Here is a 15,263-nt window from a genome sequence, read left to right on the forward strand (position 1 = left end):
AGGTCGCGCAACAGACGCGCCCCGCCCGATCGATCAGCGCGGAAATTCGAGAGAAGGCTCTCTACGCGTTGGGGGGACGTTCGTCAAGCAGGCCCCGGCCCCCGAATGAGGGTCAGGAGCTCTTCAGCCGCCTCCTCGGGCGCACGGCGTCCCTCGGCGACCGCGCGCTCGGCCTCCGCCAGCTTGTCGGCGATCCCCTGACAGGCATAGAGCGCCTCGACCGCGCCCTGCTCCAGCGCCCGGCGCAGCCGGCGCACCGCCTGGTCAGCGCGGTTCTCGGCGAACCAGCCGGTCTGGCGGCGCCAGGCCTCGAGCCCGCGGATCCGCTCCCACACCTCGCCGAGTCCCGTCCCCTCGAGCGCCGAGGCGGTCATCGCCGCGGGGAAGCCCTCCGGATCGCGCCGCCTGTGCCGCATCAGGCGCAGCGCGGCCGCGTATTCCGCCGCCGTCGCCTCGGCCACCGGCTTGAGCCCGCCATCGGCCTTGTTGATCACCACGAGGTCCGCGATCTCCATGATGCCACGTTTCACGCCCTGCAGCTCGTCGCCCCCCGCCGGCGCCAAGAGCAGCACGAAGACGTCGGTCATCTCGGCCACCATGACCTCGGACTGGCCGACGCCGACGGTCTCGACGATCACCACGTCGAAGCCGGTGGCCTCGGCCAGCCGGATCGCCTCGCGCGTGCGCCGCGCCACGCCGCCCAGCTCGCTCTGGCTCGGCGAGGGGCGGATGAAGGCGTGCGTCTCGCGGGCGAGCCGCGGCATGCGTGTCTTGTCGCCGAGGATCGAGCCACCCGAGCGGGCCGAGGAGGGGTCGACCGCCAGCACCGCGAGCTTCAGCCCCTGCTCCACCAGCATCAGGCCCAGGGCCTCGATGAACGTGGACTTGCCCACCCCCGGCGTGCCCGACAGCCCGATGCGCAGCGTGCCCTGGGGCGCAGGGCCGAGCCGCTCGATCAGGGCGCGCGTCGCGGCCCGGTGGTCCGTGCGGCTCGATTCGGCCAGAGTGATGGCCCGCGCCAGCGCCCGGCGCTCGCCGGCGCCCAGGCGTCGGACCAGCTCGTCGATCTCGGCGTCCGTCATGGCGCCCCCGCCGGTTGACCTTGCGCGTTTCGGCCCTTCTAGCGGCTCGGGCCGGCGCGAGGCAATCGGCGCGAGGCAATCGGCCCTGGGCGCCGGGGCGGTAGCCGCGACGGGGCGCGATGGCGTAGACGGGGCGCATGAACCCGCCGCCGCCCCCGCCGATCGACGAGGCGCTGCCTGCGCTGCTCGACGCGCTGGCAGCGCACCGCACCGCCGTGCTCTCGGCGCCGCCGGGCGCGGGCAAGACCACGCGGGTGCCCCTGGCGCTGATGCAGGCGGACTGGGCGCGTCCTCGCCGCCTTGTCATGCTCGAGCCGCGCCGCATTGCCGCGCGCGCCGCCGCCGAGCGCATGTCCGAGCTCATGGGCGAGGCGGTCGGCGCAACCGTTGGCTACCGCATCCGCGGCGAGGTCCGCGTCTCGGGCACGACCCGCGTCGAGGTGGTCACCGAGGGCGTGCTGACCCGGATGCTGCAATCCGACCCCGAGCTGCCCGGCGTCGCCGCGGTGATCTTCGACGAAGTGCACGAGCGATCGCTCAACACCGATCTCGGGCTGGCCCTGGCGCTCGAGGCGCAGGCTGCGCTCAGGCCGGATCTGAGACTTCTCGCCATGTCGGCCACCGCCGAGACGGACCGGCTTGCCGGCCTGATGGGCGGGGCGCCGGTGATCGAGAGCGCCGGGCGGCTCTTCCCGGTGGAGACCCGCTGGCTGGAGCGGCCCTGGGCGCGGCCCGGGCGCGGCGCACCGCGGTTCGAGGAGGCCGCGGCTGCCCTGGTGGCGCAGGCGGCGGACAAGACCCCCGGCGACCTGCTGGTCTTCCTCCCGGGCGCCGGCGAAATCCGGCGCGTCGCCGCGCTCCTGGCGCGCGCCCATCCTGAGATTGTCCTCGCGCCGCTCTACGGCGCGCTGCCCTTCGCCGCCCAGTACGCGGCGCTGAGGCCCGATGCGCAGGGCCGCCGCCGGGCGGTGCTCGCCACCGCCATTGCCGAAACCTCGCTGACCGTCGAGGGCGTCGGCGTCGTGGTCGACTGCGGCCGCGCCCGGCGGTCACGGTTCAACCCCGCGACCGGCATGTCCCGCCTCGTCACCGTGCCGGTCAGTCGTGCCGAGGCCGAGCAGCGGCGCGGACGCGCCGGGCGCTTGGGGCCGGGCCACTGCTTTCGCATGTGGACGAAGGGCGAGGAAGGGGCGCTGCCGCCCCGCGCGCCGCCCGAGATCGTCGAAGCCGACCTGGCGCCGCTCGCGCTCGAGCTGGCGCTGTGGGGCGGCGGGGACGGGGCCGCGCTCGCCTTCCTCGATCCTCCGCCGGCGCCGCTCATGGCCGAGGCGCGAAAGCTGCTTGCCACGCTCGGCGCCCTGGATGCCGAGGGCCGCATCACCGCGCAGGGCCGCGAGATGGCGGCGCGCCCGGTGCACCCGCGCCTGGCGCATATGCTGCTCGTCGCCGAGGCAGGCGGCGAGGGTGCCGAGGCGGCCCTGCTCGCCGCACTGCTCGAGGCCCGCGACCCGCTCGGGGCCGGTGGCCGTCCGCCCGCAGACCTCGCACTCAGGCTTGCCGGCGTGGCGGCGCCCTCCGACTTCGAGCGCGCGCATCCCTACACCATCGACCGCGGCGCCGCGGCGCGCATCCAAGCCGAGGCCCGCCGGCTGCATCCGGGCCGCGCGGACGTGCGGCGGGCCCAGGCGCGGGCGGGCGCGCTGGTCTCGCTCGCCTACCCGGACCGGGTCGGACTGCGCCGTCCCGGGCCCGCCCCGCGCTTCCTGCTCTCCGGGGGCCGCGGCGCCGCGCTCCTCGCCGACGATTCGCTCGCCAGCGAGCGCCTGATTGTCGTGGCGGAGGTCGAGGATTCCGGCCGCGAGGCCACCATCCGCCTCGCCGCCGCGCTGAGCGAGCCCGATCTGCGCGCGCTGCATGGCGACCGCATCGCCTGGGTCGAGACCGTCGCCTGGTCGCCGCGCCGGCGCGAGGTGGAGGCGCACCGGCGCGAGATGTTCGGCGCCATCGCCCTGGCCGAGCAACCCTGGCCCGCGGCGCCCGCCGAGGCGCTGGGCCGGGCGCTGGCCGAGGGCATCCGCAGCCTCGGCCTCGGCGCGCTCCACTGGTCGGACGCGGCCACCAGCCTGCGCCGGCGCGTCACCTGGCTGCGCGGGCAGGGCGGCGCCCTGGCCGACGGCCTGCCCGACTGGTCGGACGCGGCTATGCTCGCCGGCCTCGACGACTGGCTCACCCCGTATCTTGCCGGCATGCGCCGGATCGATGAGGCGGCCGGCCTCGACCTCGCTGCGCTGCTCCGGGCCGCGCTCGACCGCGCCATGCTTGCCGCCGTCGAGCGCGCCGCCCCGGCCCACTTCGTGACGCCGCTCGGCGACCGGGTCGCGATCGACTATTCCGGCGAGGCGCCAACGATCTCGCTGCGGGTGCAGGAACTCTTCGGTCTCGCCATGCACCCGGCGGTCGGAGACCCGCCGGTGGCCCTGGTGATCGAGCTGCTGTCGCCGGCGCGCCGCCCCGTGCAAACCACCCGCGACCTGCCAGGCTTCTGGGCCTCCTCCTATGCCGAGGTGCGCAAGGAGATGCGCGCGCGCTACCCCAAGCACCCCTGGCCCGAAGACCCGCTCGGGGCCGAGCCGACCAAGCGCGCGAAGCGGCGCGGCTGAGCGCCGGGCTCAGACGAGGCTGCGCACGAAGCCGGCGATGCGCGCGAGCGCGGCGCTGAGCTCGGCCTCGGGCAGCGTCAGCGCGACCCGCACGTGGCCGGCGGCGGCGTGGCCGAAGCTCTCGCCCGGCATCACCGCGATGCGCTCGGCCTCGAGCAGCCGCTGGGCGAAGTCGTCTCCCGACAGCCCGGTCGCGCGCAAATCCAGCATCAGGTACATGCCACCCTGCGGCGGCAGGGCGCGCAGGCCCGGCGCGTTAGCGACGGCCTCGAGTGCCGCAGCGGCGCGCCGGCGGTAGCGCGCGGCGATGTCGCGCTCGATGTCCTGGCCTCCGGTCAGGGCATAGAGGCCGCCGTCCTGGATATAGCCGGGCAGGCCATAGGTCGTGGTGGTCGCGAGCTCGCCGATGCGCGCGATCGCCTCGTCCGGCCCGACGATCCAGCCGAGCCGCGAGCCGGTCATGGCGTGCGACTTCGACAGCGAGCCGATCACCAGCGTGCGTTCGGCCATGCCGGGCAGGTCGCGCGGGCTCACATGCTGCCCCTCGTGAACCTGGCTCTCGTAAAGCTCGTCCGAGATCAGCCAAAGCTTGCGCCGCCGGCAAAGCTCGGCCAGCGCCTCGAGCCGGGCCGCCTCGTAGACCGCCCCGGTCGGGTTGTTCGGCGTGTTGACGAGGATCGCCCGCGTGTCGGGCGCGAGCGCGCGCTCGATCGCGGCGACATCGGGCTGGAAGCCCTGGTCGGCGGGCGTCTCGACCATGATCGGCCGCCCCGCCGCAGCCCGCACCGTCTGGGCGAAGGTGGCGTAATAGGGATCCAGCACCACCGCCGACTGGCCGGGGTCCAGCACCGCCGTGAACGCGGCGAACAGGCCCGCCTGCCCGCCGGCGGTGACGACCACGTTGTCGCGCGCGGCGCCGACCCGGTGGCGGGCTGCGACGCGCGCGGCGATGGCGTCGCGCAACGCGTCCGACCCCATGCCGGCGGAATAGCCCAGGTTGCCCGCCTCCATGCTCGCCCGCATCGCCGCCAGGATGCGCGCATCGGTCTTCACGTCGTGGTCGCCGACCGTGAGCATGACGACCCGCTCGCCCGCCGCCGCCAGCGCCCGGGCGCGGTAATAGACCGACCAGCCGTCGCCGCCGCCGCCGACGATGTCCCGAATCCGGCGCGAAAGTTCCATGACGTCACCCGGAAAGAAACTGCCCGTGAAGGCCCCGAACGGGGCCCCGGGAAACCCCCGGGGCGCCGTTCGGCCATTGTGCCGCGCCCGTCTAGCAGGTGCGACCCGGGCCGGGCAAGCAGCTCAGCCGCCGACCCCGAGCGGCACGAAGCGCAGGTCCGTGCCGCTCTGGATCAGGAACAGCACCGACTTGCGGCCGGCCGAAACCGCCTCGGCCACCTTGGACTGGACCTCTGCCGGAGCGGTCACCGGCTCCTGCCCGACCTCGACGATCACGTCGCCCGCTTGAACGCCCTTCTTGGCGGCGGCGCTGTCGGGCGCGACATCGGTCACGACGACTCCGGTGACGTCGGCAGCGATGCCGAACCGTGCCCGCGCCGCCTCGGAGAGCGGTGCCAGCGTGAGCCCGATCTGGTCGAGCGCGAGCGTCTTTCCCAGCCCGCCGCCCGGCGGCACGGCGGCGACCTCTTTCTTCTTCTCCTTGAGCAGGCCGACCTTGACCTTCAAGGTCTGGGTCTTGCCCTTGCGGAAGACGACGACCCGTACGGTCTTGTCGACCTCGGTGTCGGCGACGATGCGCGGCAGCTCGCGCATCTCGGTGATGTCCTTGCCGTCGAACTTCAGGATCACGTCGCCGGTCTGGATGCCGGCCGCTTCGGCCGGGCTGCCCGGGGTCACGTCGGCCACCAGCGCGCCGGTCGGCTTGTCCATGCCCAGCGCCTGGGCCATTTCGTCGTTCACCGCCTGGATCTTCACGCCCAGCCAGCCGCGCCGGGTCGTGCCGTACTTGCGCAGCTGCTCGATCACCGGCTTGGCCAGGTTGGCCGGTACGGCGAAGCTGATCCCGACCGAGCCGCCGCTGGGCGAGAGGATCGCCGAGTTGATGCCGACGACCTCGCCGGCCAGGTTGAACAGCGGCCCGCCCGAGTTGCCCTGGTTAATCGCCGCGTCTGTCTGCAGGAAGTCGTCATAGGGCCCGGCATGGATGTCGCGGTTGCGTGCCGAGACGATGCCGGCGGAGACGGACCCGCCCAGTCCGAACGGGTTTCCGATGGCGAGCACCCAGTCGCCGACGCGCACCGCGTCCGAGTTGCCGAAATTCACGAAAGGCAGGGGTGAAGTCGGGTCGACCTTGAGCAGCGCGAGGTCGGTCTTGGTGTCGACGCCCACGACCGTCGCCTTCAGCGACTGGCCGCTGGCCAGGTTGACGGTGATCTCGTCGGCGTTCTCGATCACGTGGTTGTTGGTGACGATGTAACCCTCCGGACTGATCAGGAAGCCCGAGCCGAGCGACTTCTGAATCTGCGGCTTCTTTTGGCCGTTCTTGCCCAGGAAGTCGCGGAACAGGTCCTCGAACGGGCTGCCCTGGGGGTTCTGCGCATCGCCGTTGTTCGGCCCCTCGACGTTCACGTCGACGGCCTGCATGGTGGCGATGTTCACTACCGCCGGGGTAAGCTTCTCGACCAGGTCGGCGAAGCTGGGAACCGGCTGCCCGCGTGCCGGCGCCGGCGCGGGCCCGGCGAAGGCGAGGGCCAGCACGAGCATGGCGGCGAGGCGCGGCAGCCCGGCCGCGGCGGCGCCAAGGCGGATGGTCGGTATGCGCGTCAACTCATGCACTCCTTCTATCCGGGGCAGGCGCGGCCTTTTGGGGCCTGCGCCCCCCGCTGCGGCATCCGGGCCCCTCTCTCGAGACCGGAGTCCCGGCGCCGGCCGCCGCGCCTCACCCGCGAACCAGAAGATAAAGCATGGCTCCTGCCGCTGCCATCAGAATTCCTGCGACACGCACCTGTCGCGCGCCCAGCTCCTCCAGCGCGGCCATGAGCTCGGGCAGCGACGAGGCGAAGATCATCGCCGCGAGGCCCTCGATCACCAGCATGAGGGCAAGCGCCGCGAGCAGATCCATCTATTGCGGCGTCCCCGACGCCGCCTGGGGCGCAGTCTGCTTCGGGTTGTCGTTCTTGAGGTATTCGAAGAACTCGCTGTTCGGCGACAGCACCAGACTCGAATTGTCGCCGTTGAGCGCCTGCTCGTAGGCCCGCAGCGAGCGGTAGAAGGAGAAGAACTCCCGGTCCTTGCTGTAGGCCTTGGCATAGATGTCGCTGCGCTCGGCATCGGCCTGGCCGCGGATCACCTCGGCCTTGCGCTTGGCGTCCGAGACCAGCTCGACCGCCTTGCGGTCGGCGGTGGCGCGGATCTCCTGCGCCCGCTCCTTGCCGCGCGCGCGCAGGTCGGCCGCCTCCTGCTGGCGCTCTGCCTCCATGCGCTGGAAGGTGGCCTTGAGGTTCTGCTCGGGCAGGTCGGTGCGGCGCAGCCGCACGTCGATGATCTCGACCCCGATCTGCTTGGCCTCCTTGGCCGCCTGGTCGCGGATTCGGTCCATCAGCGCGCTGCGCTCGGGGCTGAGAACGTCGCTCGAGGGCACCGAGCCCAGCACCTCGCGCAGCTGCGCCTCGAGGATTGACTGCAGCCGCGAGGTCGCCGCCTGCTCGGTGCGCACCGACTGGCGGAACCGCACCGGGTCGGTGATCCGCCAGCGCGCGGACCCGTCGACCTTGAGCCGGCGCTCGTCGAGCGGCGTGACCTCGAGCAAGCCGGTCTCGAGCGGCAGGATGCGGCGCTCGTAATAGACCACGTTCTGGATGAACGGGATCTTCATGAACAGGCCAGGCTGGGTGCGCACCTGCTTGACCTCGCCGAACTGCAGCACAAGCGCCTGCTGGCGCGCGTCCACGACGAAGAAGGTGGACATGATACCGATCACCACGACGGCCACGACCGCGGCGAGCACGGGAAGAAGGCGCATCATTGTTTCCCCTGCATCGTCTGCCCCGCGCCCTTGCTGCCGCCCTTGCCCGAGCCCGATCCTGGCGGGCCCGCGACCGGGTGCAGCGCGGGAAGCGGCAGATAGGGCACGACGCCCTGGCCGCCCTTGCCCTCGATCGAGGGGTCGATGATGATCTTGTTCACGCTACCCAGCACGCGCTCCATGCTCTCGAGATAAAGGCGCTTGCGCGTCACGTTGGGCGCCTTGAGGTATTCCTTCAGGATCGAGTCGAAGCGCGATGCGTCGCCTTTCGCCTCGTTCACCACGCGGGCGCGATAGCCCTCGGCGTCCTGGCTGACCTGGGCCACCTCTCCGCGCGCGGCGGCCAGGGTCTTGTTGGCATAGGCCTGGGCCTTGTTGGTCTCGGTCAGCCGGTCCTGCTGCGCCGCCTGAACGTCGCGGAAGGCGTCGATCACCTGCTTGGGCGGGTCCGCCTGCTTGAAGTTGACCTGCACGATCTTGACGCCCGAGTCGTAGTTGTCGAGCGTCGTCTGGATGACCTGCTTGACCTCGCCGCTGATCGCCGCGCGCTCGGGCGCGAGAATCGGCTTGAGCTTCGAGCGCGCCACCACCTCGCGCATCGCGGCCTCCGAGACCGCCTCGATGGTGGGGCCGGGCTCGGCCAGGTTGAACAGGAACTTGGCCGGCTCCTGGATCTTCCACACGACCTGGAAGCCGATGTCGACGATGTTCTCGTCGCCGGTCAGCATCAGGCCCTGGTCGGAATTGTTGCCGCTGTTCGAGGCGCCGATCTCGATCACGTGCTGGCGCTGCACCGGCAGGATGTCGTAGGTCATCACAGGCCAGGGCGCGAAGTTCAGCCCCGGCATGCCGATGCCGGCGAACTTGCCGAAACGCAGCTCGACCGCCTCCTGGTCGGTGTCGACGCGGTAGAAGGACTGCATCAGCCAGGCGATCACCAGCACCGCGATGATGCCCGGGATCACCAGCCGCTCGTAATTCGGGCGGCCGCCGCCGCCGTTGCCCCGGCCGCCGCCGCGCTTTCCGCCCTTGCCGCCGAGCACGATGCGCAGCTGGTCGCGGCCCTTGCGCAGCAGGTCGTCGAGGTCGGGGCCCTGCTGGCCGCCGTCGCCCCCGCCGCCCCCACCGCCCCACGGGCCCTTGCCACGGCCGCCCCCGCCGCCGCCCCACGGGCCACGGCCGCCGCCGTTGTTGCTGCTATAAGGCATCGGGTCGTCGAACCTCCGTCTGACGTCGGCGCTCAAGTGGCACGTCGCCGCCTGCATAACAAGCTTTGTGCGAAAAATGCCACCCCCATCGGGCTTGCCGGTCTTGCGGCTGCGGGCCCCGTCAGGGCGCCATCGGCCGTCGCATGGTGACCAGCTCCTCGGCCGCCGTGGGATGCACCGCCACCGTGCGGTCGAAATCCTCCTTGGTCGCGCCCATCTTCACGGCCACCGCAGCGAGCTGGATCATCTCCGCCGCCGCCGGGCCGACGATGTGCACGCCCAGCACGCGGCGGCTCTGGCGCGCCACCACCAGCTTCATCATCATCCTCTCCTCGCGCCCGGCGAGGATGTACTGCATCGGCCGGAAGGCGGCGCGGTAGACCTCGATGCCGCCATGGGCGGCTTCCTCGGCCCGCGCCTCGGCCTCGGTCATGCCGACCGTGCCCGCCTCGGGCTGGGTGAAGATGGCGCTGGGCACCAGCGCGTGGTCGGGCCGGGTCGGGCTGGCACCGAACACCGTGTCGGCAAAGGCCGCGCCCTCGCGGATGGCCACCGGCGTGAGCGCCAGCCGGTCGGTCACGTCGCCCACCGCGTAGATCGAGGGGACCGAGCTTTGCGACCACTCGTCGACCACCACCGCGCCGTGCTCGCCCAGCCGCACCCCGGCGTGGTTGAGGCCCAGCCCGCCGGTATTGGGGTGCCGTCCGGTGGCGTACATCACCAGCCCCGCCTCGCGGATCTCGCCCGAGCGGAAATGCACCTCGAGATGGCGCGCCATGTCCTCGATCGAGGCGATGTCGTCCTCGAGCAGGATGTCGATGCCGCGCTGGCGTATGCCCTCCTGCACATGGCGGCGAATGTCGTCGTCGAAGCCGCGCAGGATCAGGTCGCGGCGGTAGCACAACGTGACGTGGCTGCCCATGCCGTTGAAGATGCCGGCGAACTCGCCCGCGATGTAGCTGCCACCGACGATGACGATGCGCCGTGGCAGGCGCTCGAGGTCGAAGGCCTCGTTCGAGGTGATCGCCAGGTGCCCGCCCGGCACCTCGGGCACGTAGGGCATGGCCCCGGTGGCGATTAGGATGTGCTTGGCCGACACCTCGCGCCCGTCCGCCAGCCGCACCGCGTGGGGGTCGGTGACCACGGCGCGCTGGTGGAACAGGGCGACGCCCGCCTCCTCCAGGCCGGTGCGGTAGAGGCCCTCGAGCCGGGTGATCTCGGCCTCCTTGGCGGCGTGCATCCTGCGCCAGTCGAAGCTCGTCGGCCCGACCTCCCAGCCATAGCCGCGCGCGTCCGCGAACGCCTGCGAGAACGCCGAGGCGTAGACCAGCAGCTTCTTGGGCACGCAGCCGCGGATCACGCAGGTGCCGCCGAAGCGGTACTCCTCGGCCAGCCCCACCCTGGCGCCGTAGCCGGCGGACATGCGCGCCGCGCGCACGCCGCCCGAGCCGCCGCCGATGACGAAGAGATCGAAATCGAAGTCGCTCATGCCCATCTCCGGCTCAGGTCGCGGCTCGGGGGCGCCAGGGGGTCGCCGATCAGATAGGCGTCGCCATCCGGCTCGCCGACGATCACCGCCGAGCACAGCCCGACGAAGAGCCCGCTCTCGACCACGCCGGGGATCGCGTTCAGCGCCGCGTCCAGCCGCGCCGGATCGCCGATGCGGCCGAGCTTGAGGTCCACGATGTAATGGCCCTGGTCGGTGCGGAAGGGGCCCTCGCCGGCCTCGCGCAGCACCACGGCGCGCCCGTCCACGTCCTGGCCCTCGAGCACGCGCTCGATCAGCCGCATGGTGGCGCGGGCGCCGAAGCGCACGATCTCGACCGACAGCGGGAAGCGGCCCAGCGTCACGACCTCCTTCGAGGGGTCGGCGATCACCACCATGCGCCTGGATGCCGCGGCGACGATCTTCTCCATCAGCAGCGCCCCGCCGGCACCCTTGATCAGGTCGAGGGCCTCGTCGAACTCGTCCGCCCCGTCGATCGTCAGGTCCAGCGGCCCGGCACAGTCGAGCGTGATCACGCCGAGCCCCAGCGCCTCGGCCTGGCCCTGCGTGCGGCCCGAGGTGGCGACGCAGGTCAGGCGCAGACGCTCCGCCCGCGCCCGTTCGGCCAGGAGGTCGACGAAGATCTTCGCCGTCGAGCCGGTGCCAAGGCCCAGCGTCATGCCGTCCTCGACCAGTTCCAGCGCCCGCCGGGCGGCGGCGCGCTTGGCTGTCTCGGCGGGCGAAGAGGTCGGGCTCATGGCGGGGCTCCGGCGGCGCGGTGCAGAATCGACCCCATCATAACGGGCACGAGGCGTCGCGCCAGCCGGGCGAGCGGTCGAGATCGGTCGATTCCACTTGCTCGATTGCCTATATGCAGCAGCGAAAGGCACCCCGGAGTTCGCGCCATGTTCCTGAGCATCTTCGAGATCTTCAAGATCGGCGTCGGCCCGTCAAGCTCGCACACCATGGGTCCGATGGTTGCGGCGGGCCGCTTCCTCGAGGTTCTGGCCCGGGGTGAGGACAAGATCCCTGGCGCCGGACCCGTGGCGCGGCTCGAGGGCCGCCTCTACGGCTCGCTCGCCTTCACCGGCAAGGGCCACGCCACCGACCGCGCGGTGATCCTGGGGCTCGCGGGCTTCCTGCCCGACACGCTCGACCCCGAAAAGGCCGAGGCCATCGAGGCGCGCATCCGCGAGGACAAGCGCATCTCTCCGCCCGGCCTTGCCGAGCTCGAGTTCGATCCCGACCGCGACGTGGTCTTCGACTACGGCCCGCCGCTGCCGCTGCATGCCAACGGCCTGCGGCTGGCAGCCTACGACGCGGCGGGCAACCTGCATCTGGCCGAGACCTACTACTCGATCGGCGGCGGTTTCGTGAAGACCGAGGCCGAGATGCGCGCCGACAGCGAGCTGCGCGCCATCGATGCCGCCGCCGACGTGCCCTGGCCCTTCGCCTCCGCGGCCGAGATGCTGGAGATGGCGGCGCGCTCGGGCCTGTCCATCGCCTCGATGAAGCGGGCCAATGAGGAGACCCGGGTCAGCCGCGCCGGGCTCGACGGCGGCATCGACCGTCTGTGGCAGGTGATGAACGCCTGCATCGACCGCGGCCTGGCGCGCGACGGCATCCTGCCCGGCGGCCTGAAGCTGCGCCGCCGCGCCAAGACGATGCACGACCAGCTGGTGGCCGAGCGCGGCCGCAACCTGCAGCCGCCGCATGTCGCCAACGACTGGCTGTCGGCCTACGCCATGGCGGTGAACGAGGAGAACGCCGCCGGCGGCCAGGTGGTGACCTCGCCGACCAACGGCGCCGCCGGCGTCTTCCCCGCGGTCTGCCGCTACTATCTCGACCACATCGTCGGCGCCACGCGTGCCGGCCTGCACGACATGTTCCTCACCGGCGCGGCGATTGGCGGCCTCATCAAGCACAACGCCTCGATCTCGGGCGCCGAATGCGGCTGCCAGGCCGAGGTGGGCTCGGCCTCGGCGATGGCCGCGGCGGGCCTGTGCGCCGCCATGGGCGGCAGCCCCGAGCAGGTCGAGAACGCCGCCGAGATCGCGCTCGAGCATCACCTGGGCATGACCTGCGACCCGATCCGCGGCCTGGTGCAGGCGCCGTGCATCGAGCGCAACGGGCTCGGCGCCATCAAGGCCGTGTCGGCCGCCTCGCTGGGGCTCAGGGGCGACGGCAGGCACCTGGTCTCGCTGGACGCCTGCGTCAAGACGATGCGCGAGACCGGGCGCGACATGATGGAGAAGTACAAGGAGACCTCGCTCGGCGGCCTCGCCGTCAACGTCCCCGATTGCTGACCGCGCCGACCAGCGCCGCCAGCGCATCGCGCTCCAGCAGCACCAGCGCGCCGGCCCGGTCGAAGCCCAGTTCGACCAGCGGCTGGCTGGCCCGGTTCGAGGTGCCGATCCTCACCCCCGGCGCCAGCTCCAGCCCCTCGATGGGCCAGGCCAGCCCGCGCGAATGCGTGCCGCGCACGGGCGCGAGCGGGTAGATCGAGACCCGCATTCCCGGCCGCAGCCTCAGCCGCAGCACCTCGCCCGGCGGCGCCAGCGCGGCGACGTCCTCCTCGCCCAGCAGCACCACGCGCTTGTCCGGATAGGCCATCAGCACGTGCAGCACCGCGAGCGTGTGGTCGACCCGGCGCCCGGTGAAGCCGACGGCGACATAGAGCGGCGCCTCCGTGGCATAGAGGCACTTCTCGAAGTCGGTCGTGTCCTGCTCGGCCAGGTGGACGAAGGCGGCCGGCCCGTCGCGCCAGCGCTCCGGGTCCTCGAGCGAGTCCATGTCGCCGATCACCGCCTCGGGGCTCAGCCGCATCGCCGCCAGTCGCCCGGCGCCGCCGTCGGCGGCCACCAGTGCCGGGGCGAGCCGTCGTGCCGCAGCGACCGCGTCGGCATCGATGGCGCCGGCACCGACCAGCGTCACGGCAGTCTCGAAGCGAAGGGGCAGCGCGGTCATGGCGCCCCTATCTGGGGCGCCGGCGCACGCCGGTCAATCCCGCACGGATCCTGCGGCCGGCCCGGCTTTCCTTGACCCTTCAGGTGAAATGCGCGAGTCTCGCGCCAAGTGCCTGTTGTTTACGTCAATTCAAAGTGGGAAGCGAATGTCCTCGAGCCACAAGAGACTGGACCTGCGATTCGGCGCCTTCGCCTGCTCGGTTCAGGGCTTCGAAGACCCCGTGCAGCCAATTCAGCAGGTCCTGCGCGCCATCCAGCACCTGCTCGAGGAAAGCCCCGAGCTCGCCGATACCGGCATCAATTTCGACGCCGAGGCGATCGAGCAGCTGGTCGGCGAAGTGGCGCGGCGCGCCGATCTCGACGAAGCCGAGGTCGAGATCGTGCCGGGGCTGATCATGATCCATCACGGCTCGGGGGCCCGCGAGAGCGCGGCTGCCGCCTGGGAGCCGACGGCTGAGGCCGACGCGGGCGACTACGTCAACATCTTCTCCCCCTCGGGCGGGGCTGAGGACGGTCCGGCGGCCGAGAGCAGCGAGGCGGAGTCGGCCGAGGATTTCGCCGACCGCCTGCGCCGCATGGCCGACACCGAAGGCGATGACTACGGCTGGGACGAGGACGGCGCTGACGCCGGTGACGCCGGCGGGGTCGAGGCCGCCGACGTCCAGGCCGAGGCCGAGGAGGCCGCACCCCTCAATCTCTTCGCCGGCGGCGCCGAGGCGTCCGACGAGCCGGCCGGGACCGGCGCGGCCGACAGCCCGCGCAATCTCTTCGCCGTGCCCGAGGACGAGCCCGAGGACGAGCCCCGGCAAGAGGCGGGAGAGGTGCAACAGGGGGAGTCCCGGGAGGAGTCAGAAGACAACTGGGAGCTCCTGCTCGACGCGCCGTCCGGCGAGGACGCCGAGGCGCCGGTGGAGGAGAGCGAGGGCTATTCCGCCGCCATGCTCGCGGAACGCGCCGGCGCCCGCGGCGTCCCGGACCAGATGGTCGCCTCGGCCGCCTGGATGGTGCTGATCCAGGGCCAAACCACCTTCAAGCGGCGCGATGTGCTCGACGTGTTCGAGACCATCCCGGGCGCCGAGGAGCGTTCGCTCGAGGCGCGCATCAAGGGCTTCGGGAAGGCCATGCGCAACGGCCGGCTGGTGATGATCGAGGACGGCATCTTCGGCCTCTCGCGCGGCGAGCTGGAGCGCTTCCAGGACCTGCTCTGACGCCTAGTCGTCGCGCCCGCCGTCGCGCCCCGCCCGGTCCGGGTCCTCGCGGCCGATACCAAGGAAGACGCGGCGGAAGGGCAGCGCCCACAGCACGCCCAGCCCGGCATAGACCACCATCTCGATCAACGCCGGCTGCCGGCCCATCCAGCCGGTCAGCACCAGCGCCGCCACCAGATAGATGGGCAGCCAGACCAGCAGCAGCACGAGCGCGAGAATGCGCCGGGTGCGCCAGGTCATCGATTGCACCGTGTCATGGCTTGCATCGGGTCATGGCCTGCGCGCTCAGTCGCGGAACGGGTCGGTGACAAGGATCGTGTCGGCGCGCTCGGGGCTGGTGGACAACAGCGCCACCGGCGTCTCGATCAGCTCCTCGACGCGCTTGATGTACTTGATCGCCTCGGCCGGCAGGTCCAGCCAGCGCCGCGCGCCCTGGGTCGACTCCGACCAGCCCGGCATGGTCTCGTAGACGGGCTCGACCCGCGCCTGCACCTCCGAGGCCGTCGGCAGGTAGTCGATCACCCCGCCGTCGAGCCGGTAGCCGGTGCACAGCTTCAGCTCCTCGAGCCCGTCCAGCACGTCGAGCTTGGTCAGCGCGATGCCGTCGATACCGCCGACCCGGCAGGCCTGGCGCACCAGCGCCGCGTCGAACCAGCCGCAGCGGC

Annotated in this window: 14 protein-coding genes; 3 read left to right on the top strand and 11 right to left on the bottom strand. The window is 72.0% G+C overall.

The window, feature by feature from the left end; translation table 11 throughout:
* Nucleotides 1–83: 83 nt before the first annotated feature.
* The gene (gene meaB, locus AC32QD_RS08725) at nucleotides 84–1,082 is read right to left on the bottom strand and encodes a methylmalonyl Co-A mutase-associated GTPase MeaB (protein WP_492010102.1); all 999 of its coding nucleotides are present in this window, start codon (nucleotides 1,080–1,082) and stop codon (nucleotides 84–86) included.
* Between the two features lie 137 nt (nucleotides 1,083–1,219).
* Here meaB and hrpB point away from each other — a divergent pair, with 137 nt between their 5' ends.
* Nucleotides 1,220–3,742: an ATP-dependent helicase HrpB gene (hrpB, locus tag AC32QD_RS08730; protein WP_492010103.1), complete on the top strand. Its 2,523-nt coding sequence runs from the start codon at nucleotides 1,220–1,222 to the stop codon at nucleotides 3,740–3,742.
* Between the two features lie 9 nt (nucleotides 3,743–3,751).
* Here hrpB and AC32QD_RS08735 read toward each other — a convergent pair whose 3' ends face one another.
* The 7 genes from AC32QD_RS08735 to rpiA form a co-directional block, all read right to left on the bottom strand.
* Nucleotides 3,752–4,924 (bottom strand): pyridoxal phosphate-dependent aminotransferase, encoded by a 1,173-nt coding sequence (locus tag AC32QD_RS08735; protein WP_492010104.1) that lies wholly within the window; start codon nucleotides 4,922–4,924, stop codon nucleotides 3,752–3,754.
* Between the two features lie 123 nt (nucleotides 4,925–5,047).
* Nucleotides 5,048–6,541 (bottom strand): DegQ family serine endoprotease, encoded by a 1,494-nt coding sequence (locus tag AC32QD_RS08740; protein ID WP_492010105.1) that lies wholly within the window; start codon nucleotides 6,539–6,541, stop codon nucleotides 5,048–5,050.
* Nucleotides 6,542–6,644: 103 nt separating this feature from the next.
* Nucleotides 6,645–6,827, bottom strand: coding sequence for a DUF2065 family protein (locus AC32QD_RS08745; RefSeq protein WP_492010106.1), 183 nt, complete (start codon nucleotides 6,825–6,827; stop codon nucleotides 6,645–6,647).
* Entirely contained in the window at nucleotides 6,828–7,727 is a 900-nt protein-coding gene (hflC, locus tag AC32QD_RS08750) for a protease modulator HflC (RefSeq protein WP_492010107.1), read from the bottom strand.
* Nucleotides 7,727–8,938, bottom strand: a complete 1,212-nt coding sequence (hflK, locus tag AC32QD_RS08755) for an FtsH protease activity modulator HflK (RefSeq protein ID WP_492010108.1) — start codon at nucleotides 8,936–8,938, stop codon at nucleotides 7,727–7,729. Before hflK ends, hflC begins: the two co-directional genes overlap by 1 nt.
* Before the next feature lie 121 nt (nucleotides 8,939–9,059).
* Nucleotides 9,060–10,427, bottom strand: a complete 1,368-nt coding sequence (gene gor / locus AC32QD_RS08760) for a glutathione-disulfide reductase (RefSeq protein WP_492010109.1) — start codon at nucleotides 10,425–10,427, stop codon at nucleotides 9,060–9,062.
* Nucleotides 10,424–11,182 (bottom strand): ribose-5-phosphate isomerase RpiA, encoded by a 759-nt coding sequence (gene rpiA, locus AC32QD_RS08765; RefSeq protein WP_492010110.1) that lies wholly within the window; start codon nucleotides 11,180–11,182, stop codon nucleotides 10,424–10,426. The genes gor and rpiA overlap by 4 nt, the downstream gene beginning before the upstream one ends.
* Before the next feature lie 147 nt (nucleotides 11,183–11,329).
* Between rpiA and AC32QD_RS08770 the strand changes: the two genes are divergently transcribed.
* Nucleotides 11,330–12,730, top strand: a complete 1,401-nt coding sequence (locus AC32QD_RS08770) for an L-serine ammonia-lyase (protein WP_492010111.1) — start codon at nucleotides 11,330–11,332, stop codon at nucleotides 12,728–12,730.
* Here AC32QD_RS08770 and AC32QD_RS08775 read toward each other — a convergent pair.
* Nucleotides 12,711–13,391, bottom strand: coding sequence for a thiamine diphosphokinase (locus AC32QD_RS08775; protein WP_492010112.1), 681 nt, complete (start codon nucleotides 13,389–13,391; stop codon nucleotides 12,711–12,713). The genes AC32QD_RS08770 and AC32QD_RS08775 overlap by 20 nt on opposite strands.
* 145 nt (nucleotides 13,392–13,536) lie before the next feature.
* On the opposite strand from AC32QD_RS08775, the gene AC32QD_RS08780 reads away from it, so the two are divergent.
* The gene (locus AC32QD_RS08780) at nucleotides 13,537–14,598 is read left to right on the top strand and encodes a hypothetical protein (RefSeq protein WP_492010113.1); all 1,062 of its coding nucleotides are present in this window, start codon (nucleotides 13,537–13,539) and stop codon (nucleotides 14,596–14,598) included.
* Between the two features lie 3 nt (nucleotides 14,599–14,601).
* Here AC32QD_RS08780 and AC32QD_RS08785 read toward each other — a convergent pair whose 3' ends face one another.
* Nucleotides 14,602–14,838 carry a DUF2842 domain-containing protein gene (locus AC32QD_RS08785; RefSeq protein ID WP_492010114.1) on the bottom strand — a complete coding sequence of 79 codons (237 nt, stop codon included), beginning with the start codon at nucleotides 14,836–14,838 and terminating at the stop codon, nucleotides 14,602–14,604.
* Between the two features lie 45 nt (nucleotides 14,839–14,883).
* Nucleotides 14,884–15,263 (bottom strand): adenylosuccinate synthetase (locus AC32QD_RS08790; RefSeq protein WP_492010115.1); only part of this gene is annotated, 380 nt, incomplete at its 5' end.

The sequence above is a fragment of the Thermohalobaculum sp. genome (genome assembly GCF_058622915.1).